Annotated in this window: 17 protein-coding genes; 3 read left to right on the forward strand and 14 right to left on the reverse strand. The window is 46.7% G+C overall.

Features of this window, described 5'->3' with window-relative positions; genetic code table 11:
- Positions 1-2: 2 nt before the first annotated feature.
- The 6 genes from QM657_RS04750 to QM657_RS04775 form a co-directional block, all read right to left on the reverse strand.
- Positions 3-929 (reverse strand): ABC transporter permease, encoded by a 927-nt coding sequence (locus QM657_RS04750; RefSeq protein WP_415065403.1) that lies wholly within the window; start codon positions 927-929, stop codon positions 3-5.
- A complete protein-coding gene (locus tag QM657_RS04755) occupies positions 926-2,623 on the reverse strand; it encodes an extracellular solute-binding protein (RefSeq protein ID WP_415065404.1) in 1,698 nt (565 codons plus the stop codon). The genes QM657_RS04750 and QM657_RS04755 overlap by 4 nt, the downstream gene beginning before the upstream one ends.
- A gap of 142 nt (positions 2,624-2,765) precedes the next feature.
- On the reverse strand, positions 2,766-4,505 hold the full coding sequence (locus tag QM657_RS04760) for a sensor histidine kinase (RefSeq protein ID WP_415065405.1): 1,740 nt from the start codon (positions 4,503-4,505) through the stop codon (positions 2,766-2,768).
- A 22-nt stretch (positions 4,506-4,527) separates the two neighbouring features.
- Positions 4,528-6,036: a response regulator transcription factor gene (locus QM657_RS04765; RefSeq protein WP_415065406.1), complete on the reverse strand. Its 1,509-nt coding sequence runs from the start codon at positions 6,034-6,036 to the stop codon at positions 4,528-4,530.
- 66 nt (positions 6,037-6,102) lie between these two features.
- Positions 6,103-7,728 carry a glycoside hydrolase family 13 protein gene (locus tag QM657_RS04770; RefSeq protein WP_415065407.1) on the reverse strand — a complete coding sequence of 542 codons (1,626 nt, stop codon included), beginning with the start codon at positions 7,726-7,728 and terminating at the stop codon, positions 6,103-6,105.
- 219 nt (positions 7,729-7,947) lie between these two features.
- Positions 7,948-9,504 (reverse strand): ABC-F family ATP-binding cassette domain-containing protein, encoded by a 1,557-nt coding sequence (locus QM657_RS04775; protein WP_415065408.1) that lies wholly within the window; start codon positions 9,502-9,504, stop codon positions 7,948-7,950.
- Between the two features lie 382 nt (positions 9,505-9,886).
- On the opposite strand from QM657_RS04775, the gene QM657_RS04780 reads away from it, so the two are divergent.
- Both QM657_RS04780 and QM657_RS04785 read left to right on the forward strand, forming a co-directional pair.
- Positions 9,887-11,266, forward strand: a complete 1,380-nt coding sequence (locus QM657_RS04780; RefSeq protein WP_415065409.1) for a uracil-xanthine permease family protein — start codon at positions 9,887-9,889, stop codon at positions 11,264-11,266.
- A gap of 170 nt (positions 11,267-11,436) precedes the next feature.
- Positions 11,437-12,294: a putative ABC transporter permease gene (locus QM657_RS04785; protein WP_415065440.1), complete on the forward strand. Its 858-nt coding sequence runs from the start codon at positions 11,437-11,439 to the stop codon at positions 12,292-12,294.
- Positions 12,295-12,398: 104 nt separating this feature from the next.
- On the opposite strand, the gene QM657_RS04790 is transcribed toward QM657_RS04785, so the two are convergent.
- The 6 genes from QM657_RS04790 to QM657_RS04815 form a co-directional block, all read right to left on the reverse strand.
- The gene (locus QM657_RS04790) at positions 12,399-14,138 is read right to left on the reverse strand and encodes a phospho-sugar mutase (protein ID WP_415065410.1); all 1,740 of its coding nucleotides are present in this window, start codon (positions 14,136-14,138) and stop codon (positions 12,399-12,401) included.
- A 79-nt stretch (positions 14,139-14,217) separates the two neighbouring features.
- Positions 14,218-15,195: a spore coat protein CotS gene (locus QM657_RS04795; protein ID WP_415065411.1), complete on the reverse strand. Its 978-nt coding sequence runs from the start codon at positions 15,193-15,195 to the stop codon at positions 14,218-14,220.
- Between the two features lie 102 nt (positions 15,196-15,297).
- Entirely contained in the window at positions 15,298-16,503 is a 1,206-nt protein-coding gene (locus QM657_RS04800; RefSeq protein WP_415065412.1) for a CCA tRNA nucleotidyltransferase, read from the reverse strand.
- A gap of 33 nt (positions 16,504-16,536) precedes the next feature.
- Positions 16,537-17,970: a proline--tRNA ligase gene (gene proS, locus QM657_RS04805; RefSeq protein ID WP_415065413.1), complete on the reverse strand. Its 1,434-nt coding sequence runs from the start codon at positions 17,968-17,970 to the stop codon at positions 16,537-16,539.
- 443 nt (positions 17,971-18,413) lie between these two features.
- On the reverse strand, positions 18,414-19,508 hold the full coding sequence (locus tag QM657_RS04810; protein WP_415065414.1) for an AI-2E family transporter: 1,095 nt from the start codon (positions 19,506-19,508) through the stop codon (positions 18,414-18,416).
- Between the two features lie 99 nt (positions 19,509-19,607).
- Positions 19,608-20,309: an RluA family pseudouridine synthase gene (locus QM657_RS04815; RefSeq protein ID WP_415065415.1), complete on the reverse strand. Its 702-nt coding sequence runs from the start codon at positions 20,307-20,309 to the stop codon at positions 19,608-19,610.
- 136 nt (positions 20,310-20,445) lie between these two features.
- On the opposite strand from QM657_RS04815, the gene trhA reads away from it, so the two are divergent.
- Complete coding sequence (gene trhA / locus QM657_RS04820; protein WP_415065416.1) at positions 20,446-21,093, forward strand: PAQR family membrane homeostasis protein TrhA; 648 nt, start codon at positions 20,446-20,448, stop codon at positions 21,091-21,093.
- A 50-nt stretch (positions 21,094-21,143) separates the two neighbouring features.
- On the opposite strand, the gene QM657_RS04825 is transcribed toward trhA, so the two are convergent.
- Together QM657_RS04825 and QM657_RS04830 are read right to left on the reverse strand one after the other, a co-directional pair.
- Entirely contained in the window at positions 21,144-21,383 is a 240-nt protein-coding gene (locus QM657_RS04825; RefSeq protein WP_415065418.1) for a GIY-YIG nuclease family protein, read from the reverse strand.
- Between the two features lie 325 nt (positions 21,384-21,708).
- Positions 21,709-23,280 carry a DUF3794 and LysM peptidoglycan-binding domain-containing protein gene (locus QM657_RS04830; RefSeq protein ID WP_415065419.1) on the reverse strand — a complete coding sequence of 524 codons (1,572 nt, stop codon included), beginning with the start codon at positions 23,278-23,280 and terminating at the stop codon, positions 21,709-21,711.
- Positions 23,281-23,337: the final 57 nt, after the last annotated feature.

The raw sequence follows: 23,337 nt of genomic DNA on the forward strand, positions 1-23,337 counted from the left end.
TCCTAAAATATTTTACGGTCTGTAAACCGTTTTGCAAGCTCATTGGCAGTCATCATGAGAATCATGCCCACCACTGAGCGAAGCAGGCCCACTGCTGTGGAAAAACTGTACTGCCGACCCATGAGACCTACCCGGTATACATAAGTGTCCAGCACGTCACCGGTCTGATAAACCATTGGGGAATACAAATTGTAAATCTGATCAAATCCTGCGCTCAGTATGCTGGTCAGGCTCATGGCTGCCATAAGGAGAATGATAGGCAGAATTCCGGGAAGCGTAATATTCCATACCCGTTTCCACCAACTGGCTCCATCTATGGCCGCTGCCTCATGAAGCCCCGGATCAATGGAGGTGATGGCCGCCAGGTACACAATGGAATTATATCCGAATTCCTTCCACACATCCGTAATAATGATCAGAGGCCGGAACCAGGTATTGCTTCCCAGAAAGTTTATCTTATTCAGGCCGATGGCTGCCAAAAACTGGTTTAAGGGGCCATCCAGATTCACCATATTGACTACCACTGCCGACAGAACGACCCAGGAAAGAAAGTGAGGCAGATATACGACTGTCTGTACTGTTTTTTTCAGAAATTTGATTCGTATTTCATTTAAAAGAACGGCGAACACAATAGCCATCAGTGTTCCCGAAAGAATCTTTCCCACCGCAATGATTAAGGTATTGATAAAAATCCTTCCCACATCAGGGATAGAAAACATGTATTGGAAATTTTTCATTCCCACAAACTTTGAACCGAGTATTCCCTTTGCAGGAACGTAATCCTGAAATGCCATGAAGATTCCAAACATAGGGACAAAACAGAATATCATGATAAAAATCATTCCCGGCAGCATCATTCCATGGTACATGGCCTGTGATCCCATCTTTCCTGCTGCCGCTTTATTCAGGAAATACCGTTCTTTTTTCATTTCTGATCTCCCCCGTCAACTTCTGACTGAATTTCTTCTGCAATTGCTCCTCCCCCCTGCTGCTTCCAGGAAGCCACAAAATAAGATTCAAAATCTTCCACCGGCCTTGCTCCTGTGACAATCGCCACAAATGCCTCTTCCTCCAAAGTCCCCAGATTTGCACCGTTGCTCTTCATGGTTTCTGTGATTCCCCAGAAAACCGGATTTTTCCATGAGAAATATCCTTCTTTTGTCAGATGGTCAATCAAGTTTACGCCTTCCATACGTGATGTGTACTTGGACCAGTCTGCTGTCTCGGCCTGTTCCGGATTCGCCAGATATTTTTTTGCAGAATCAACAATGCTTTTGGATTCAGCAGTCTTCACTTCATCCAGGGTGATTTCTCCATTGACGCAGCGGCTGATATCAGAGTAATCATCAAGCAGGGAGGTGTAAGCATTCACTTCCAGGGAAATGGGCCTTGCAGTGCCATCCACTCCCTGACTGATGTAATTGGCAACTTCCGGTTCTTCCTGGGCCAGGTTTTTGTTATTGACCATTTCGTCAAAGTATAAGTTAGTCATCTTAATCAGGACTTCAGGATTTGAATATCCTTTGCGGACAACCATGTAACCGCTGCCTGAATTGCTGTGAACAGCATTTACATTGCCCTGCTGGTCGGCAATTGCATAGGCTGCAAATTCCGCTCCGCTGTCCATTGCTCTTACATTATTTAACAGCCAGTCCGGGATATGCCACGGTCCAAATGCAATTCCTGTCTGCCCATTGGTGAGGAGAGCGGTGATGTCATCCCATGTCCTTGTGCCGAACTGAGGGTCTACAATTCCTTTCTCAAACCACTGAGCCATCTGTGCCAGAGCTTCCTTCATCTGGGGAGTTGCTGAGCCGTAATAGACAGTTCCGCTCTCATCCTCTAACCATACCTTAGGATGGGCCTGGAATGCTGCTGCAATTGCATTCATGGCATAACCGCTGCTCCCATCGTCATTGGCCGTCAGATAAGGAACAAATGCCATACCCACAGGGTTGCCGCTGTTTCCCGGATCTTTTTCCACAAATGTGCTTGCAATCATCTCCAGCTCTTCTATGGAAATCCGTTTATCCCCATCTTCATCCACCTTTAAGCCCAGTTTTTCCAGCCAGTCCTTTCTCACATAGGTCACGCTGGGAGCGCTGTCTAAATTAGTTCCCGGTATGGCCATAAGGCGGCCGTCATATGTAGCCATATCCAGACATCTTCCATCATAAGAATCATAGATGGCCTTAATATTGTCACTGGCATATTGGTTGTATACATCAGTCAGATCTTCAACAAGACCATTTTCCACCAGCTCGTCCAAAACATCCTTGGAGCCTACCTTCATGACATCCGGAAGTTCTCCGGAGGCAATTGCCAAGGATACCTGTCTGTCATAGTCGGCTCCGTTGGCTTCAAAATCATTTACCACTTTCACGTTCAGCCTGTTCATTAAATATCTGGTATAAGCATTGTCCTCATAGGTATCTCCCTCCGGAAATTTTGGATTGGCAATTGTGCTGCGTCCCATACGGCAAGTCAGGGTATCTTCATAAGCACCGGCGCTTCCTTCCACTGCTTTTACCGGCTGCTGCTCCGCTTTCTTGCTGCATCCCGCCATAAAAACCACTGACGCTGCTGCCAATACTGCTGTTCCTCTTATCCAATATTTCTTCATTTTTTCATTCCTGCCTTCCTGCACCTTTTCATTTTATGCATTCTATAATTTTAGTATAGACTCAGGAGGAAAAACCGTAAACGACAATTAATACCGTTTTGCAGTACATTTTCATGTTCCTGCAAACCACAGAAAATGCCGGTCAATTTTCATGACCGGCATCCTGTAAAAACTGCTCCTGCTCTTTTTCCACCTTGGGAATCTTAAGGGTTACTCTGGTTCCTTCTCCCACCCTGCTTTCAAAAGTGAGCCCATAGGACTGCCCATAATAAAGCTGTATTCTATGGTGGACATTCTGAACTCCGTATCCTTTTGTCCCGGCGGTGAATATCCCCTCCAGAACATCCTCCGGAATTCCGCAGCCATTATCCTCCACCGTAAATATAAGTTCACCCTCCTCCTGCCTTCCCGTCACCTTAAGCACCCTGTCTCCTGGAACTGTCTTATGGTCCAGGCCATGCACAATGGCATTTTCCACCAGAGGCTGCAGCAGAAGATTCAGCATCTGATACTCTTCCATGCCCTCTTCCAGCTTAAGGATTGCTTCAAATTTTCCTGAATGCATCATCCGCTGAATGTGCACATAAGAAGAAGTATTGTCCCACTCTCCTTTTATGTCAATCACATTTGTCCCCTTATTCAGCGTAGTCCTGTAAAAGGTGGACAGAAGCTGGGTCATCTTGCTGATATCTTCCTGCCCTGCCATAATGGCTTTCCAGTTAATCAGGGATAAGCTGTTATACAAAAAGTGAGGATTGATCTGTGCCTGAAGGGCCTTCATCTCATACTGCTGCTGGAGAATCTTGCTTTTGTAAACCTCGTTGACGAGATGGTTTAAACGCTCCATCATCTTTCCAAAGCGGTTGATCAAAAGTCCAAATTCATCTCCTGACTCCGCCTGTGCATCTACGGTCATATTTCCTTCTTCAATCCGGTCGATGTTACGGATTAATTCCGCCAGGGGACGCACCACACTTTTAGAAAGAAGAAGGCTGGCCAGTAAAATTACGGCAAGGCACAAAATAACAGTCAAAACAATAAGAGCCGTAATACTTCCGGCAGAGGAAGATATTTCCTCTAAGGGCCGGTAAAGATAAATCTTCCAGCCATTGCTCCCTATTTCATTTCTGTCGATGACGTACTTATCCGCCTCTTGTGAACCTTCTGTCAAATCTGAAATATCCAGCCCATCATAAGCTGTTTCACCTGTTTTAAAGGCGGAATAGGAAAATACGGGATTCTGTTCTTCATCTATGATAAGAATTCCGTAAGAGCCGTCAAACAAATGGGTCATGTATCCAAAGACAGAGTCATAATCCAGCTCTATATAGACCACATTCCGATTAAAATTAAAATCAGGGTAAATCCTGCAATACATCTTTATAATCCCGGCCTTTTCATCCGCAAGCCAGTGAATATTATAATCTGACGGGCCCCCGGAAAAGTCCTCCATGCGCTCAACAGGCATTAAAATGTTCCCATGGGGATATAAGGTGGAATTGGAGCTGTAAAGGGATATCTGTTTAATCTGAGGATTCAAGCTCTTCATCCTCGCTATGGTAGGGGTAATCACATCCCGGTAAGTCAGATACATGTCCAGGTTGCTTTCATACTGGCGGGCCAGGGCCTGCTGGATTTTCGTATCCCACGTAATATTTTCCATTACATGGACATAGGTTTTCAAGGTTGAATCCAGGGTGACCACGCTTTGATTCAATGTTCCGCTTAAGGCTTCTTTTTCTCTATTGATCAGAAGATTCCTGGTCTGAAAATAACAAAAAGCACCCAATATGATGACCGGAATCAGGCTCACGGTCAAATGGCTGAGAAGCACTCTTTTGCGAAATGCCAGATTCCTGTACCATCGGTTCAGCTTATCCATCGGTTTACGTCCACTCCCTTTCTCACTTCCTGTATTGATCCGGTGTCATTCCGTATTCATTTCTGAAACTTCTGCAAAAATAGGAAAGATTCGCATATCCCACCTGTTCACTGATATCGCTGATTTTCATATTTGTACCGAGAAGCAGCTCTCTGGCTTTTTCCATCCTCACATTTTTTATATATTTGTTAATCCCGATTCCCTTTTCCTGTATGAAAATACTGCTGAGATAATGAGGGGTCAAATACACCTTTTCTGCCAGTATATCCAGACTCAGACCTTCTTTATAATTCGCTTTGATATACTGCTCCACCAAAGCAATGGTATGTTTGGAAGGGTCTTCTTCCGGTTTTACCTGTGCTTCTAAATCGTCTGCGGCTGTCCACAAAATAGCCTCCAGCTCATCAAAGCTTCCACAAGAATAAATCTTTTCCACCATGGCCGACAGGCTTTGTCCGCCTCCAGGCATGTCTTCATACAGGACTTTTAAAATATTGGAGCATATAAACCTGACATAGATATAAGATTGGTAGCCGTTATTTCTGCACTGTTCCAGCAGAACTGACATGTCTTTCCTGACTCTGCAAATATCCCTGCAGGAAACATCTTTTTCGATTTCAACCAAAAGCTGGCTGTCATTAAATGCCGGCCTGGCCTCTTTCTGCTTTCTTTTATCCAACGGATAAATATAAACATCCCGGTAGAAAAACCTCTCTTCCAGACATTCTTCCGCATTTTCGTAGGCCTTCCCGATATCCTCCGGCCCTTCTATCTGAGGACTTATGGCCAGATAACACCGCTTCCCATACACTTTTTCTATCTCCAGGTGGAGGAGCCTTCCAAGTTCTCTCCCATATGATTCATCCGGGCAGCCTTCTTTCAGAAAGAAAACCCCCTGGGAAGGCGTGATATCCAGAAAATCATAGTCATATGGAATCACATCTTTAAAGTGATGAAAAAACTTTTTCATTTCCACAGCTTCATTTCCAAAAAAGTCTTCCTCGAATTCCATCAAAATCAATCTCTTATAATCTGACAAAAACCGCAGGCTTTCTTCCTCATATTCCTGGTTCAGCGTCTGGTAAGGAACCTGATTCAACAATCTGGATACCACATAATTCTTATAAAAACGGTGTTTGTGCCCTGCCTCTTCTGCTCCCCGTTCCATCCGTTCCAGAACCAGGGATATAATCCGCTCCAGTTCCGAAGGGTTGACCGGTTTTAGAATATAGTCAACTGCCTGCAAGGATAAGGCCCTTTTCACATATTCAAAATCATCGTACCCGCTGAAGAAAATAATCTGAATATTGGGATACAGCTTTTTGGCTTCAGTGGCCAGCTCAATTCCATCTAAAAATGGCATCTTCACATCGGTAAAAAGGATGTCAGCCGGGTTATTTTTTAAGATATCCAAGGCCTCCATGCCATTGACTGCCTCAGTAATTTCAAAGGAAAATCCACTTCTGCGCAGAAGAAACTGAATCCCTCTGCGCTCGTCATCTTCATCGTCTGCAATCATTAAACGATACATTCCATGCTCCTGTCTTTTTCATTGCTGTTTAGATTCCAAAATATCCATCTGCTTCTTAGAAACACTTTATTTTTCAGCTATATACATTCTGGCTTCATAGGGTCTGAGAATTTCCGGTTCCTCTATGTGACGGTAGTTATGAATCAGCAGTTCCATATGATCCCACTCCTTTTGCAGAGGGCAGGACCGAAAGCTTTCGAAAAAGTTGCACACCACAAGAATACGGCTTTTCTCATCTTCTCTTGTATAGGCAAAAATCTCCTCATCATCTTCCATGAGCATCTGGAATCTTCCAGCCGACAGCACAGGATGCTGCTTCCTGAGCCGGATTAACTGCCTGTAATATTCAAATACGGAATTCATATCTCCCATTTGATTCTTCGCATTAATTTCTTTATAGTTGGGATTTATCTTAATCCAGGGCTGTCCCTCTGTAAAACCGGCCTGATGGCTGTCCTCCCATTGCATGGGAGTTCTCGCATTATCACGGCTTTTTTTATAGATGGACTCCATTACGTCTTCCTTGGCGTATCCCTGTTCCAGCCGCTCTTTGTATATATTCAGGGTTTCAATGTCCCTGTAATCCTCTATGCCGTATTTCACATTGGTCATGCCCAGCTCTTCACCCTGATATATGTAAGGTGTTCCCTGCATTCCGTGAAGCAGTGTTGCCAGCATTTTGGCGGATTCCACCCTGTAGGGACCATCATTTCCCCATCGTGAAACAATTCTGGGCAAATCGTGGTTGTTCCAGAACAGACTGTTCCATCCGCAGCCATGAAGCTGTTCCTGCCATTTGCAAAATATCTGTTTTAGCTTGAGAAACGGAAGAGGTGCCAGGTCCCATTTGCCCTTTCCTTCCTGTTGGTCCAGACCGATGTGCTCAAACTGGAACACCATGGAAAACTCGCTGTCATCCGGATTGCTGTACAGTTTTGCCAGTTCCGTATCCGCTCCCCAGGCTTCCCCAACCGTAATCAAGTCATGATTCTGAAATGTCTCCCTGCTCAATTCACGGATGAACTCGTGGAGTCTCGGTCCGTTGTTGGTAATTCCCTTATCCGGTTCCTTGGCGATCTGATCGATCACATCCAGCCGGAACCCGCCTGCTCCTTTGTCAATCCACCACTGGATCATATCGTATATTTCGCGGCGGACCCTAGGGTTTTCCCAGTTTAAATCCGGCTGCTTTACGGAAAACTGATGAAAATAATACTGCCTCAGTTGCGGAACCCACTCCCATGCAGAGCCTCCAAAACATGCTCTCATATCGTTGGGTGCCTTATCTTCCTCCCCATCCCTCCATACATAGTAATCGTGGTATGGGTTGTCCTTTCCCTTCTTCGCCTCCTGAAACCACCGGTGTTCATCGGAGGTATGGTTTAATACCAGGTCCATAATAATCCGGATATTGCGTCTTTTTGCTTCCCGTATTAATTGCTCCATATCATCCAGGGTGCCAAACATTGGATCAATATCCCGGTAATCGGATATATCGTATCCATTATCATCCTGAGGAGACTGATAAACCGGAGACAGCCAAATGGCATCAATCCCCAGATTCTCAAGATATCCCAGCCTGTCTATAATTCCCCTGATATCTCCGATTCCATCCCCGTTGCTGTCTTGAAAGCTGCGGGGATATATCTGATACACCACTGCATTTTTCCACCACTTCTCTGTCTGCTTCACTGTATTTAATCTCCCTTCCCATCACCTTAGAATCTATTATAGAAACAAAAGTTTTCTGTGTATATAATAATATGTAACTATTTGTTTTCCTTTTTCCTGTTCCGTCTGGTATACCCGTATACCAGGGAAGACATCCGGTTGATGAGAAGCCAGTGTGAGACATAAAAACCAGGATTCAGCCTTTGCGGCTGACACCCTGGTTTTCATTTTTATTCTTTATCAGGACAACCGAAGAGCCCAATCCTTACAATCCAAAACCCTGGTTGCAACCCCTTCATAAAATTCCGGTTCATGGCAGATTAAAAGAATGCTGCCCTTATACGCTTTTAACGCCCTCTTTAACTCTTCCTTTGCCTCCACATCCAGATGGTTGGTCGGCTCGTCCAGAAGCAGTAAATTAGTTTCCCGGTTGATCAGCTTGCAAAGCCTTACCTTAGCCTGCTCGCCTCCGCTGAGAACCCGGACCTGGCTTTCAATATGCTTGGTGGTCAGGCCGCACTTAGCCAATGCTGACCGCACCTGATACTGAGTATAGCCGGGGAACTCCTTCCAGATTTCTTCAATACAGGTGGTTGTATTGCCGGGAGCCATTTCCTGCTCAAAATATCCGATGGATAAGTAATCTCCCAGTTCCACCTCTCCCTCAAGGGACGGCGTCATTCCCAGAATGCTTTTTAACAGTGTGGTCTTTCCGATTCCGTTGGCTCCCACGAGAACCACCTTTTCCCCCCGCTCCATATACAGGTTCAAGGGTCTGGACAGAGGTTCGTCGTAGCCGATGACCATATCCTTTGTTTCAAAAATGCATTTCCCTGCTGCACGGGCTTCTATAAAATTGAATTCCGGCTTCGGTTTATCCTTTGCCAGTTCGATCACTTCCATCTTATCCAGCTTTTTCTGCCTGGACATGGCCATATTTCTGGTGGAAACCCTGGCCTTATTCCGGGCCACAAAGTCCTCCAGCTCGGCGATTTCCTGCTGCTGCCTCTTATAGGCTGCCTCCAACTGGGCCTTCTTCACCGCATGAACCTCCTGGAACTTATCATAGTCCCCCACATAACGGTCCAGACTCTGATTTTCCATGTGGTAAATGATATTGATAACGCTGTTTAAAAACGGAATATCGTGGGAAATCAGGATAAAGGCATTTTCATATTCCTGAAGGTAACGCTTTAACCACTCAATATGCTGGGCATCCAGATAGTTGGTCGGCTCGTCCAGAAGCAGGATGTCCGGCTTCTCCAGCAAAAGCTTTCCGAGTAAAACCTTGGTCCTCTGGCCTCCGCTCAGCTCCGTCACATCCTTATCAAGTCCCATGTCCGTAAGTCCGAGGGCTCTTGCCACTTCCTCCACCTTGGAATCAATGATATAAAAATCGTGGGCCATCAAAAGGTCCTGAATGGTTCCCAGCTCCTCCATCATGGCAGCCAGAGTCTCCTCATCGGCTTCTCCCATGCCATCGCAGAGCTCATTCATCTGCTCTTCCATCTGAAACAGGAAAGCAAAGGCGCTTTTTAACACGTCCCGTATGGTCATTCCCTTTTCCAAAACTGTATGCTGGTCCAGGTAACCGGTACGGACCCGTTTGGCCCATTCCACTTTCCCCTCATCAGGCTGCAGCTTATCGGTAATAATATTCATAAATGTGGATTTGCCTTCTCCGTTTGCTCCGATCAGCCCGATGTGCTCACCTTTTAACAGCCGAAAGGACACATCCTGAAAAATGGCCCGGTCGCCAAATCCATGTGTCAGATGTTCTACGTTTAAAATGCTCATTGAAAAACTCCTCTATTGATAATTGGCGGTTTTATCCAATACTTTTCCGCCTTAATACGAAACAACATAATTCTACACGACAAGAAGAATTAAAGCAAGCAAAAATACCATATAGCCGCAGTTTTGCCCCCTGATCCCCTCTCTAAATAAAATTTTTAAGTAGCAAAAAAAAATTTTATTTTTTTCATAAAAACAATATGAAAAACTGCACTAATATGTTATTATAAAAAAGTACCTTTCTGTACATTTTGTTTATGAAGAAACCATGGGGAAGGGAGACTGATTAAACTGATTTTTTAAAATGGATTCAGGTACAAGACATCAGCGGATCCGGCACTTTTACGGATTTAGGAATGCTTACAATCAAAAGGAGAATGGTAAAATGAATCAAGATGTAATGGAAACTCCATTAAAAAATGAACCTGCAGGAACAGAATCCTCCAGGACTGAAGAAAACAATTTAAAGTATACCCTTACTGACAAACCACCAATATCGGTTTCCCTGCTTTTGGGATTCCAGAATATTGTAACAGCCTTCGGAGGCATCGTAGCTGTTCCCCTCATTTTAGCTGGAATGGCAGGCTTTGACGTCAGAAACAGTGCGTACCTGGTAAGTGCTGCTTTGCTGGCCTCAGGCGTTTGCTCTATAATCCAGTCAAGAGGAATCGGCAAAAGGCCTTTCCGGGTGGGAAGCGGCCTTCCGACCATCATGGGTACGGATTTCGGATTTGTTGCTCCGGCTTACAGCATTATTAACACCATGGGCGGCGGTATGGCCGGCTATTACGGCGCCAGCATGCTGGGTGCTGTACTGGAACTGATATTAAGCTACTTCATCAAACCACTTATGAAGTTTTTCCCTCAGGTTGTTACAGGAACTGTAATTACACTGATCGGTGTAACACTGATGCCTGTTTCTATGGACTGGATTGGCGGAGGACAAGTCGGTGACCCAGGTTACGGCGCTCCTATCAATATCGCCATTGCTCTTGTCGTATTTATCATCATCGCCCTGTTAAACCGTTATGGAAAGGGCCTGGTGAGCACTGCATCCGTTCTGATCGGTATCGTTGCAGGCTACGTTATATGTATTCCCCTTGGAATGGTTGATTTCAGCCAGGTTGTAAATGCTCCCTGGGTTGAATTCCCACAGATATTCCGTTACGGCGTCGACTTTAATCCTAAGTTTGTAGTTCCTTTTATTGCAGGATATCTCGTTACAGTAATTGAGACCGTAGGCGTTGTTCAGGTTATCGGTGAAGTTACCCATACAAAGCTCACTGATGAGGACATTGCAAACGGCGTACGTGCCGATGGATTCGGTTCCCTTATTTCCCCAATCATGGGAAGCGGCCCTGTGGCTACATTCAGCCAGAATGCAGGTCTGATCCCACTTACACGCTGTGCTTCCCGCAGGGTAGCGATTGCTGCAGGCGGACTGCTGATCATGATGAGCCTTTTCCCAAAACTGGCAACCCTCGTTTCCATTATGCCTGCTCCGGTTCTTGGCGGTGCTGGAATCTTAATGTTTGGAACTGTAGCCGCATCCGGTATTCAGTCCCTTTCACAAGTTAAATTTAACAACCGCAACATGCTGATCATCGCTTCTGCTATGGCAGTAGGCCTTGGAGTTACCATGAGACCAGCTCTTGTGGCAAACCTTCCCGGCATTTTAAACGCCCTGTTCTCTTCCGGTATTTCAGCAGGTACCATTGTAGCGCTTGTGCTGAATATCATCTTAAAAGAAGAAGACGGTGAGTAAAACCACAAATTAGACCGGCTGCCTGTGCAGACTGTCAGATCATATAGAAGGAGCGTTGCAAAATGGCAGATTCACGCCATGAAGCAAGGCTCCTTCTGCTTTGCCGAATCAAGTTGCAAAATATTGAAAAAACATTTATGATAGAGCCAAAAGAAGAAAGGATTCATCTTATGTACGTCTATACATGGTATCAATGGCTGATGTTTTTTTATTCGTATTGCTTTTTTGGCTGGATCTTTGAATCTGCTTACGTTTCTATAAAAAGCGGGGCTTTCATCAACAGAGGATTTCTCCGCCTTCCTCTTCTACCCCTGTATGGGAGCGGGGCCATTCTCATGCTCTTTCTGACCCTTCCGGTACAGGATAACTTATTTCTCGTATTTCTCCTGGGCATGATTGGCGCCACAGTATTGGAATACGTGACCGGTTACGTCATGGAACGGCTGTTTAAGATGAAATACTGGGACTACAGCGATAAGCCCCTTAATTTAAATGGCTATATCTGCCTGACCAGCTCCCTTGCCTGGGGTTTTCTCACCATCATGCTTACGGAATTCATCCACAAGCCTGTGGAATGGCTGATTTTCCAGATCAGCCCCGCCTTGTGCACCGCTCTTTCCCTTGCCCTCTTCGCCCTGTTTCTGGCCGACGCCATACATTCCACAAGAGAGGCCCTGGATCTTGGCCGTGTGCTGGAATCCATGACAAAGCTGAAAGCAGAACTGGAGGAAGCCCAGGTCCAGATCGCCCTGTTAAAGGCTGAAACCACAGATAAGGTGGCAGAAATTCGTACTGAGGTGCGCTTAAAGGCCGCCTCCTTAAAAGCTGAAACTGCCGATGCTTTAAAGGAATCGGTTCTGGCGGAACACCTCCAGTCACTGACAGAAGCCAGGGAAAAGCTGACAACCCGCTTGACCATTTCCACCAAAGGGCTTCTGCGGCGAAATCCTTCCGCTTCTTCCCGTCTCTTTGGAGAGGCATTGAAGGAATTAAAGGAACATTCCAGAAAATACAGAAAATCAGAATAATTAATCTATATCATGACCGCAAAAAGTCTTCCATAACAGAAAAAGGAGTGAATGGCATCTCAGCCACTCACTCCTTTTTTATGAATAAATTTCATTTACCAGCTTTATGCCATCATCTTATCCACCATAGCCATCACCGCATCTCCGAGATCCGCAGACTTTTTATCTGCATCCTCCATGGAAGCGCCCTTGATGCCATAGTAAAACTTGATTTTCGGCTCTGTTCCTGAAGGTCTGACACACAGCCATGCGCCGTCAGATAAGTCATAGTAAAGCACATCAGACTGAGGAAGCCCGGTGGGAGCAACCTCTCCGGCGCTCATATCCTTTACTGTATCCAGCTTATAATCTCTGGCGGAAAGCACCTTGTAGCTGCCTACCTCCAGCGGAGTATCATTTCTCATGGTCTCCATGATTTCCTTGATCTTCTGCTGGCCCTCAATGCCCTTTAAGCCAATGGACTTCACAGCATCTTTGTAATAGCCGTATTTCTCATACATGGCGATCATGGCATCCCACAAGGTCATGCCCTTTGTCTTATAATAAGCAGCAGCCTCACAGAGAGCCACAGTTGCGGAAATGGCATCCTTATCGCGGGCATACGTTCCGATGAGACAGCCGTAGCTTTCTTCCAGACCGAACATATACGTTCCCTGTCCGGTGGCCTCTGCCTTTAAAATCTGCTGGCCTATGTATTTGAATCCGGTCAATACCTCAATGAGCTGGCAACCGTAAGCCTTTGCAACCGCATCCACCAGATTGGTGGTTACAATGGATTTGATAACTTGTCCATCTTCCGGAATCTCTCCGTTTTCCTTTTTCTGGCTCAGTACGTATTCGCAGAGCAGGGAGCCTGACATATTGCCGGTTAAAGGGATGTACTGTCCGGATTTTGCATCCTTTACATACACACCCAGGCGGTCTGCATCCGGGTCTGTTGCCAGAACCAGATCAGCATCCTTTTCCTCTGCAAGCGCAAGGCCTAATGTAAAGGCCTCCTCTGCCTCAGGATTGGGATAGCTGACCGTTGGGAAATTTCCGTCAGGCAGCTCCTGCTGCGGAACCACGTACACATGGGTAAAGCCGATTTCTTTTAATGCCCTTCTGACAGGAAGATTGCCTGTACCGTGAAGAGGGGTATAGACTACTTTAATTCCATCCTGCATCTGATCGATTGCATCCTGATTTACTACCTGCGCCTTTACATTGGCAATGTACTTGTCATCAATTTCCGCTCCGATGATCTCATACTTTCCTGCTGCCTTTGCATCCTCTGCGCTCACGGTCTTAACTGTGGAAATGTCGGAAATCGCCATAACCTCAGCCGTCACTCCCTTGTCGTGAGGCGGAGTGAACTGAGCGCCATCCTCCCAGTACACCTTGTATCCGTTGTATTCCGGCGGATTGTGGCTGGCTGTAATGTTAATGCCTGCAATACAGCCCAGCTCTCTTACCGCAAAGGAAAGCTCCGGAGTCGGACGCAGGGATTCAAATTTATATGCCTTGATTCCGTTTGCAGCCAGGGTTAAAGCAGCTTCCTCCGCAAACTCCGGTGACATGCGTCTGGAGTCAAAGGCAATGGCTACGCCCTTATCTGCGCCGCCCTGTTTGATAATATAGTTTGCAAGGCCCTGAGTCGCTTTTCTCACCACATAAATATTCATGCGGTTGATTCCTGCACCGATTATTCCCCTTAAACCGGCGGTGCCAAATTCCAGGTCCTGATAAAAGCGCTCTTTAATCTCATTATCATCGTCTGAAATGGCACGGAGCTCCTCCTTGGTTGCCTCGTCAAAATACGGATTGGAAAGCCATTCTTCGTAGATATTCCTGTACTCTTTCATAATCAAAATACTCCCTTCTCTCCACTTTTGTTATTGTATATTATAAATCAAAATACGGTAAAAAGGAAGTGTATTTCCATTATTTTATTCTCGACAGGAAAAGATTGCGCATGGGCTGCTGAACCTCTAAATCCTTCAGTTTTTCAATGTTCCGGGCCGGTATCCAGGCCTTGTTGGCATTGTAATAAAAGTTGATCTGCTTCCAATATTTTTCGGGATATAAGAACAGGTAGTAAAGGCAGGTCCGATCTCCCTCCGAAAGAGGAAGAACCTTGGCATAAGTCTCCAGCATAGACATGCCGAGCCTTAAATTCCAGTCATGCTTTTCCATGGCCTTGCGCATAAAATGGTATAAATCCTCCATCTGGATTCCCCTGTGCATGCGGTTAAACTCCACGATGGCCACATCGCGGGCGCACATAAGGACATGGTGCTGGTTTAGGTCACCATGGCATAAATACCCCTCTACTTCCCCGCACTGCTGGCAGAACAGTCTCATCCCTTTGCAGGCTTCCGCAGCCTGTTCAAAAAATATGTCATAGTTTCCCATCACACATAATTCAAACTCCGACTTTTTCCTTTTATTCCTGATAAAAGTCCGGGCACGAACCAGTTCCCGGTTGTGGCGCTCCATTTCTTCGGAAGGAAGCTGTACCAGAATGGAACCTAAGTTCCACTCCTCTTTGAATTCGATCTGACGCAGCATTTTATGTAAAAAAGCAATCTTTTCTATGGCGGACAGCACTTCCTTGCTGTCCTTCAAATTGCATTCCCGGTCCGCATACCAGTCCTTTACAATCCAACGGGTTCCATCATCGGCACTGGAGAGGAGTTCTCCTTCCTTATTCCTGACATAGCGATCCACATTTAAACGGCCGTTCTCTTTCATTTGTAAGAATACCTGATCTTCAAATTCCAGGCGTCTTAAAGTGCCTTTATATTCCCGAAGCAGCTTAAGCCCCTGATTGGTCTCACACAGCCAGGCGCCCCGGCCGCGCTTCACATCCAGAATTTCAAGCTCATACTGCGAAAGCACCTCTGTGTATTTTTCGTTCACAACCACCCCTCCAACTCTTAGCTCATCAGCTACTTCTAGGGTATGAAGGGGCGTAAAAAAATATGCGTTGCAGTTCAGACATGCAGAAAGATTTGTACGATTTTAAAGCTTTTTTGCCAGTTCCATTAAGTATTCCCTGTCATTGCATTCCGGGCACTTTAAAACCTCTTCAAACAGGCTGTTTAACAGGGCTCCCAGCTTTGGTCCGGGCTTTCTTCCTGCCTCGATCAGCTCCCGTCCGGTCACCGCCATATCCTTTAAGCGGATGCAGTCTCCGGCCTTTTTGATCTCCTCAGAATACTGTTTCACTTCCTTTAACTGATCCCGGTATTCTTCCCTGCAAAAAGCCTCCTGAAAGCAGAGAAGATCGTCAAAAAGCTCGTCGCTCAAACCGCTCATCACCTTGCGGATGGCGGGCTTATGGGCAGGAATTTCTGTTTTCCACAAGCTGACCAGGGTTCTCACCCCTTCAATGGTCTCGTTGTCCAGCTTTAAATCCCGAAGGATGGCAGCAGCAGCCTCATAATCTTCCATCCGCAGAAAACCGGCCCAGCGCATGTGCTTTTTAGACGGCAGAAAACAGACCGGCCCGATGGCTGCCAGCCTCTTTCCCGCCCGTTCAAACCGGTCTGAGATAAACGGCCCGATGCCGTTTTCATATACATCCGTTATGCGCTCCGGGTGGGAGGAAAGGAGGAGCTTCGTGAGCTCCACCTGTATCCTCTCTTTGCTGACCTTCGCCAGATTGGGAGCGATGGCCGAAATGGCCTGCTCCGTTTCCCGTTCCATATCAAAGCCAAGCTGGGCGCAAAAGCGGATGGCCCTTAAAATCCGCAGGGCATCCTCTCTAAACCGGTCCATGGCATTTCCCACACAGCGGACAACTCCCCGTTGCAGGTCCTTTCTTCCGTCAAAGGCATCCACCAGCCCTTCCCGGCTGCTGTAGGCCATGGCATTGATGGTGAAGTCCCTGCGCTTTAAATCCTCCAGCAGATTTCCCGTAAATTCCACTTCTCTGGGGTGGCGTCCATCCTCGTACTCCCCGTCAATGCGGTAGGTGGTCACCTCATATCCCATGCGGTCAATGAGCACCGTAACCGTTCCGTGCTGGATTCCCGTATCCACTGTCCTGGGAAAAATTTCTTTCACCTGTTCCGGCTTTGCTGAGGTGGTGATATCCCAGTCCTCCGGCTCACGGCCCAGCAGACTGTCCCTGACGCATCCGCCCACCGCATAAGCTTCAAATCCGTGGGCATTCAGTTGTTCCATGATCTTTTCTGCTGCTTCTGGAATCTGAATTTTTACCACATTCTACCTCCTGGCCTTTTGGTTTCTCAAATATTAATACGCTCTGCCCCAGTAAACCATCTTTGTGGCAGGCTTGCCGCAGCATACGCATGTATCTGCCAGCTTTTCCTGCTTAAATGGCATACAGCGGGAAGTAGCTCCTGTCAGTTCCTTGATCTCGTCTTCGCAGTCCTGGCAGCCGCACCACATGGCTTTTACAAAACCGGGCTTTTCTTCCACTGTCTTAATAAAGGTTTCCCTGTCAACAGCCTCATAGGTGTGTTCTTCCCGGTGAAGACGGGCCCGCTCCAGCATCTCTTTTTGAATGGTGTCAAGAAGCTCTCCCATCTTCTCATTGATCTCATCCAGTGAAACGGTGATCTTTTCATGGGTATCTCGGCGCACCAGCACTGCCTGGTTTTCCTCAATGTCCCTGGGTCCGATTTCCACACGAACCGGAATTCCGCGCATCTCAGACTCACTGAATTTCCAGCCGGGGCTCTTATCGGAATCATCTACTTTTACCTTATAATTAGAAAGAACATCTTTTAATTCAAAGGCTTTGTCGAGAACGCCTTCCTTTTTCTGCTGAATCGGCACGATGAGGACCTGAACCGGTGCGATTCTGGGAGGAAGCACGAGGCCGCTGTCATCTCCGTGAACCATGATGATAGCACCGATCAGTCTGGTGGTCATACCCCATGAGGTCTGGTGCACGTACTGGAGCTTATTTTCTTTATCGGAATACTGGATTTCAAATGCCTTTGCAAAGCCGTCTCCAAAGTTATGGCTCGTTCCTGACTGCAGGGCCTTGCCGTCATGCATCAGGGCTTCGATGGTATACGTAGCCTCTGCTCCTGCAAATTTTTCCTTGTCGGTTTTCTGTCCCCGTACCACAGGCATTGCCAGAATCTCTTCGCAGAAATCAGCGTATACGTTGAGCATCTGCTCGGTTCTCTCCTGAGCTTCCTCAGCCGTTGCGTGGGCTGTATGGCCTTCCTGCCATAAGAATTCCCTGGAACGCAGAAACGGTCTGGTGGTCTTTTCCCAGCGCACAACAGAACACCACTGGTTATAGTTCTTTGGAAGGTCACGGTAGGACTGGATGTTTCTGGAATAGTAATCGCAGAATAAGGTCTCTGAGGTCGGTCTGACACAAAGCCTTTCCTGTAACGGCTCTAAACCGCCATGAGTCACCCATGCGACTTCCGGCGCAAAGCCCTCTACGTGGTCTTTTTCCTTTTCAAGGAGGCTTTCGGGAATGAACATGGGCATGTAAACGTTTTCAACCCCTGTTTCTTTAAATCTTCTGTCAAGCTCACTCTGAATATTTTCCCAAATGGCGTAACCGGCCGGCTTAATAGCCATACAGCCCTTTACGCTGGTGTAATCGATCAATTCTGCTTTCTTTACCACATCTGTGTACCACTGTGCGAAGTCCACATCCATGGATGTAATGGCTTCTACTAATTTTTTGTCCTTTGACATGACAATTCTCCTCTCTTTTTTGAAATCAAAAAAGCCATCCGTTCCCATAAAAGGGACCGAACAGCTCGGCGGTGCCACCCAATTTAGCCATGGAAAGCCCATGACTCACTTTGTTTCCTTTAACGCAGGACTTACGCCGCAGTTTGCTGCGGGACTCCGAGACAGGTTGGGTCATGAGGGGTATAAAGGCCTTTCAGCATACGGCCTTCTCTCTGGGATACATCATCACTTACTAGCTCTCTTCAACGCCATTTTACCGGTATGATAATTGTGACTGTATGGTTGATTCTACGTTATTTGCAAATATTTGTCAAGGGGCTGGCAAGCTCATTTTATAAGAGCCTCAAAAGCCGCCAGCGCTGTCTCCATAACCGGATCAGGAAATTCCCCGGACAGTCCTCCCCGGCAGCCTCCGCTTAATCCGGGCGGGGCAGGTTTAAACGTCACTGCCCCATTTCTTTCCCGCTATTATAACACGATCCCCCATACAACTCCACAATATCCTCAATAATCAAAAGCCCGATGGGCCCCAGTATAAATCCCAAAAGCCCAAATAGCTGGAGTCCCGTATACATGGAGACAAGAGTTTCCAAAGGCGTCAGTCCCACCTTTCCCCCCATGATCTTGGCCTCCATGATTTCCCTCAAAAAGTAGCAGATGATGAAAATGGCAATCAGACCGATTCCCCGGACCCAGTCATGGCTTACCAGGGAAAATATGGCCCATGGGATCAAAACAGCACCCGTTCCGAAAATAGGCAGGGCATCTAAAATCCCGATTGCGATTCCCAGCAAAATAAAATACGGATTTCCCATGAGGAATAACCCCACGGAACAGACGATCATCGTAAACATCATAATTGTGCCCTGGGTCTTTAACCAGGCATTTCCTACGGTCATAAGCCGGTTTCCCAGCATGGCATATTCGTAGCAGAACATGGAATTGTCCCGCCTCACCCGGATGTCATCCATTTCCTGCAAGGACAGCACTGTGGCGATGAAGAGAATTACAGTTATTACCGTGACACGGACCATCCACTTCACTATGGTCATGGTATTTACCATGAGAAAGGGCATGGCCCCGTCCTTTATGGCCGTTTCTCCGTTTGAGATCATCTCTCTCACAATATTTACCATGTAGCCGTCCGGCAGCTTTAAAAGCCCTTCCGCCCAGGAGCAGTGCTCCATAAGCCACCGGTCCAGTCCGGCGAAAATTTCTGGAAGGTTTTCCAGCAAAAGCTGGGCTTCCATGCACAGCTTTCTCCCTCCCACATAGAGGAGGATTCCAAGAATGATCATCAGTATGACAATTTCCACCCCGCCGATGACTGCCAGAGGCAGAATAACGGTTCTTCCTTTTATGGTAAAACGGCACCTTTGTTCCACCCAAAGAGCAGAGGGGCGGAGGGAAAGGGCGAATACGTATGCAATCAAAAAGGGAATCACCAGGGGCAGCAGATATTTAAAGCTGATATACACTGCCCCCGTAACTCCCAATATTAATAATGTTTTCTTCAGTTTCCTGCTGGGCTTCTCCATGGACTCACCTGTTTCTGATTTGTACTTCTTTTGTACATTTTCTAGTATGAGCCTCTCTGAAAAAAATATGCGAAGTTCTCTTAGTAAAAAATTCCTGTTTTATTTTGACGCCAAAGAATAAAACATTGCAAAGCCCTCTCCCTTTGGCTCGATCTCATACTTCATTTTCTTTTTTGTGACCGGGTGGGAAAATGTCAGGCTGCGGGCAAATAAGGCCACATTTCCTCTGACAGGCCCTTCCTGAAAACCGGGGTTATACTTTCTGTCACCCCAAAGCGGAGTGCCGTGTCCCGCCATCTGCACCCGAATCTGGTGATGGCGTCCGGTCTTTAGCGTGATTTCCAGAAGGCTGTATTCCTCTTCCCCATTTTTCCGGCTGTCCACAACCCGGAAGGAAAGCTCGGCAGTTTTTCCATCTTTTATCCCCTTATCCACAATTTCAGAACAATTATTTTTCCCGTCTTTCCACAAATAATCCACGTAGGTTCCGGAGTTTTCCACCGGTTTTCCACAGACGACGGCCATGTATACCTTTTCCATCTCATGGCCTGAAACCTGCCTGCTGAGAACATCGGCAGCCCGCTTCGTCTTTCCGTAGACCATGACACCGCCCACGGGTTTGTCCAGCCTGTGGATAACTCCCACATATGGAGGGGCTGACTTTGGGGATAAGGTGTGGATATGTCTCTTCACCTCGCTGACCATGTCAGGCTCAAAAGACCTGGCAGACTGGGATTCTATCCCCGCCGGTTTCTCCACAACCAGTATTTCTTCATCCTCGTATAATATGTTAATGCTCATAAATTATCATTCCTTTCCTGTTTTTAAAAAAACAGTTGCATTTTTTCTTTTGCAAGTGTATAGTATAGAAAAAGATTACACATAGTATTCAATACTACATTATATAATTTCATTGTATTAAAAGGAGGCAACCTATATGAATGTAAAAGTCAAAGATCCCATCAGCGCACTCACTCACTTTATTGCCATGCTGCTGGCCCTTATTGCGGCCACTCCGCTGTTAATTAAGGCCGCATCCGCAGGAACACTTCATTTTGCTGCTTTAGTCATATTCATAGTCAGCATGGTTCTGCTCTATGCAGCCAGCACCACGTATCACACCCTGGATATTTCCCCGAAGGTGAATAAATTGCTGAAAAAAATTGATCACATGATGATTTTCATTCTCATAGCAGGAACCTACACTCCCATATGCATGGTGGTTCTGGGAGACCGCACCGGCTGGGGCCTTTTGGCTTTAGTATGGGGCATTGCCATAACAGGAATCATCATAAAAGCCTACTTCGTCATGTGCCCCAGATGGTTTTCTTCTACGATCTACATCGCCATGGGCTGGGTCTGCATGCTGGCATTCAGCAAAATTACAAAAGCCCTTCCTCCTGCTGCCTTTATATGGCTGCTGGCCGGAGGAATCATTTACACCATAGGAGGCGTGATTTACGCCTTAAAGCTTCCCATCTTTCAAAACGGACGCAGCAGGCTTGGAAACCACGAGATTTTCCACCTCTTTGTCATGGGAGGCAGCTTGTGCCACTATATTCTTATGTACCGCTTTGTGGCTTAGAAACCGCGAAAAGCCGCCGTTCCTTTTTAAGCAAAGGGGCGGCGGTTTTCTCATCCATTGATCAGCTTCAGCTTGTCCTCCTTGGAAAGCCTTTTGATGGCCCATTCCCGGCTCATGGCCTCTTCCTTTGTGGAAAACGCTTCATAATAGGCCAGCTCCACCGGCCTGCGGCCCCTGGTGTACTTGGCCCCTTTTCCCTGGTTGTGAGCCTCCAGACGCTTTTCCAAATGGTTTGTCCAGCCGCAGTATAAGGTGTTATCTGCGCATTTTAAAATATAAGTATAATTCACTCTTTCTCTCCCGGTACAGGAAATCCGTGCTATGTAAACGGTAATAACGCCTTGCAATCACGTCACTACCGTCCAGGGTATCCTGTCATCTATTTTAAAGCACCAGCTGGATGCGTTTTGGCGCCGTCCATCCGATTACGAAAATAGCTCGTTAATCAGCGTTTTATTTTCATAATATATTATATAACAGGACAAGCTGGTATGTGAATAGCAATCTTTATCTTTCCCTGTTTTTTAAAAATCATTCAGAAAAAAGACCATGGCAACGCCAGGCAAAAGTTACCTGTCTGCCTGGCGTTTTATGAATTAAGATAAAAAATTATGTCTATGACAGCTCTTTTACAAGAATCAGGCGGTCTCCCGGCTTCACGGATTTTTCCGTCATCCCATTGGTCGCCATGACCGTATCAATGGTGGTGTGGAACTTTTTGGCAATTTTCCATAAAGAGTCATCCTGCTGAACGATATATCCCACGATTCCCGGAAGTCTCTGTAAATTGTTTAAATCCACCGGAGCCTCAGAAGCGCCTGTGATAATCTGCACAAAGACCGGCTGGAGAGCCAGCAAATCCAGGGAAATGGTGGCCTTGACTTCCACACTTCCGCCTCCCAGCATGACAGCACTGAGCTGCTCCAGGCCCGGATTTAACTGGGTGACCGTGCTGTCGTTGATTCCGGGAGCTTCAATTAAAAAGTGGAAGGGAATATTCTCCACTGCGGACAAAATAGGCTGGGTATCGTCAGAGGTGAGATAAAGCAGCCGCACCTCTAAAATGCCTTCCACGTGGAGTCCGTCATCCCGGACCTCTGTCTCATCAATTTTTACCGCGCCCTCACTGTGGCAGATCTGAAGAATCTTTTCCGCCTGTTCCGGGCTGATCTTTTCTGCGACCTTACATTTGCTCATATTTTTCATGAGAATTTTGTCGAAACGGGCTTCCCCTGTCTGAAGGGTCAGTTCCCGGTTGGTGGAATATAGGTCGCTTAACAGTTCCATATTTTCTTCCTTATAGAGCTTCATATCCAGCTCTAAAACGGCATCCACGTCGATTTCTCTCATTTCCCCGTCAGAATCCGGTTTCGCTTCCACATCCTTATGGATGAGATGGACCGTAACGGAAGAAACCATATCCCCGGAGGCCCCCGGAATATCCAGTTCCCCGGAAAACGGGATGCTCTGCTCCACCCACTGAATGGGCACGCCTTCCCCTTCGCCCTGATAGATGACGAAAACAGGGAGTTCTCCATCTAATATCATTTTTCCATCCATGCATCTGGTGGTCACACCCCGCAGCCTCATTTCACTCCATAAGATGTGATCAATATTCAGCTTATTTCCGGAAAGAGTGATGGTGTCCTTGATGCGGAACGTATCCTTATGGCGCAGGGCAATGGATGCCACGTCCACATTGCGGCGGAGGCTTTCCACCACGGGGGCATCCCCTGAGGACACTCCTGTGTCCACATCCACGGCAGCGTCCACATCGTATGCAGTCTCCACCTTGACCTGCAAGGTTACGATGGCTTTCACACTCAGTTTCCTGGAGTTAATAAGCCCCGCATTCAAATCCTCTAAATCCCACTGAAGCTGAACGTAATCCTTTTCCTCCAGCCCCGGTACATTGACCGGCTCCTCAAAGTTAATGCTTCCGGGAAGGGTCTGTAAGCCGCCTTCTGCTCCCCGGTACAGGATGATGAACTCCAGCTTGCCCCTGGCCACCACCCGCTCTGCCTGGCTTTTTACAGAATCAATGACGATCTCACCAGAACTTAAAATAATCTGCTCCACATCATCCATGGTGTCCGGCACAATAAAATCATCATCCAGAGTGATCTGTGATGTGGCATATCCTTTCCAACGATTCATATGTATGTTTTTCTTCACCAGCTCCAACATAAAAAAGCACCTGCCTTACCTTCTTTATTCCTTTAAGAAAGTTTATGCAGGTGCATG

This window comes from Lacrimispora sp., from assembly GCF_047605665.1.
Lineage (GTDB): Bacteria > Bacillota > Clostridia > Lachnospirales > Lachnospiraceae > Lacrimispora.

Bases quoted from the DNA above. Each gene is read 5' to 3' on its own strand.
- QM657_RS04750 (WP_415065403.1), bottom strand. From the start codon at position 929: ATGAAAAAAGAACGGTATTTCCTGAATAAAGCGGCAGCAGGAAAGATG.
- QM657_RS04785 (WP_415065440.1), top strand. From the start codon at position 11,437: ATGTACGTCTATACATGGTATCAATGGCTGATGTTTTTTTATTCGTAT.
- QM657_RS04760 (WP_415065405.1), bottom strand. From the start codon at position 4,505: ATGGATAAGCTGAACCGATGGTACAGGAATCTGGCATTTCGCAAAAGA.
- proS (WP_415065413.1), bottom strand. From the start codon at position 17,970: ATGTCAAAGGACAAAAAATTAGTAGAAGCCATTACATCCATGGATGTG.
- QM657_RS04755 (WP_415065404.1), bottom strand. From the start codon at position 2,623: ATGAAGAAATATTGGATAAGAGGAACAGCAGTATTGGCAGCAGCGTCA.
- QM657_RS04775 (WP_415065408.1), bottom strand. From the start codon at position 9,504: ATGAGCATTTTAAACGTAGAACATCTGACACATGGATTTGGCGACCGG.
- QM657_RS04830 (WP_415065419.1), bottom strand. From the start codon at position 23,280: ATGTTGGAGCTGGTGAAGAAAAACATACATATGAATCGTTGGAAAGGA.
- QM657_RS04765 (WP_415065406.1), bottom strand. From the start codon at position 6,036: ATGTATCGTTTAATGATTGCAGACGATGAAGATGACGAGCGCAGAGGG.
- QM657_RS04810 (WP_415065414.1), bottom strand. From the start codon at position 19,508: ATGGAGAAGCCCAGCAGGAAACTGAAGAAAACATTATTAATATTGGGA.
- QM657_RS04780 (WP_415065409.1), top strand. From the start codon at position 9,887: ATGAATCAAGATGTAATGGAAACTCCATTAAAAAATGAACCTGCAGGA.
- QM657_RS04790 (WP_415065410.1), bottom strand. From the start codon at position 14,138: ATGAAAGAGTACAGGAATATCTACGAAGAATGGCTTTCCAATCCGTAT.
- trhA (WP_415065416.1), top strand. From the start codon at position 20,446: ATGAATGTAAAAGTCAAAGATCCCATCAGCGCACTCACTCACTTTATT.
- QM657_RS04815 (WP_415065415.1), bottom strand. From the start codon at position 20,309: ATGAGCATTAACATATTATACGAGGATGAAGAAATACTGGTTGTGGAG.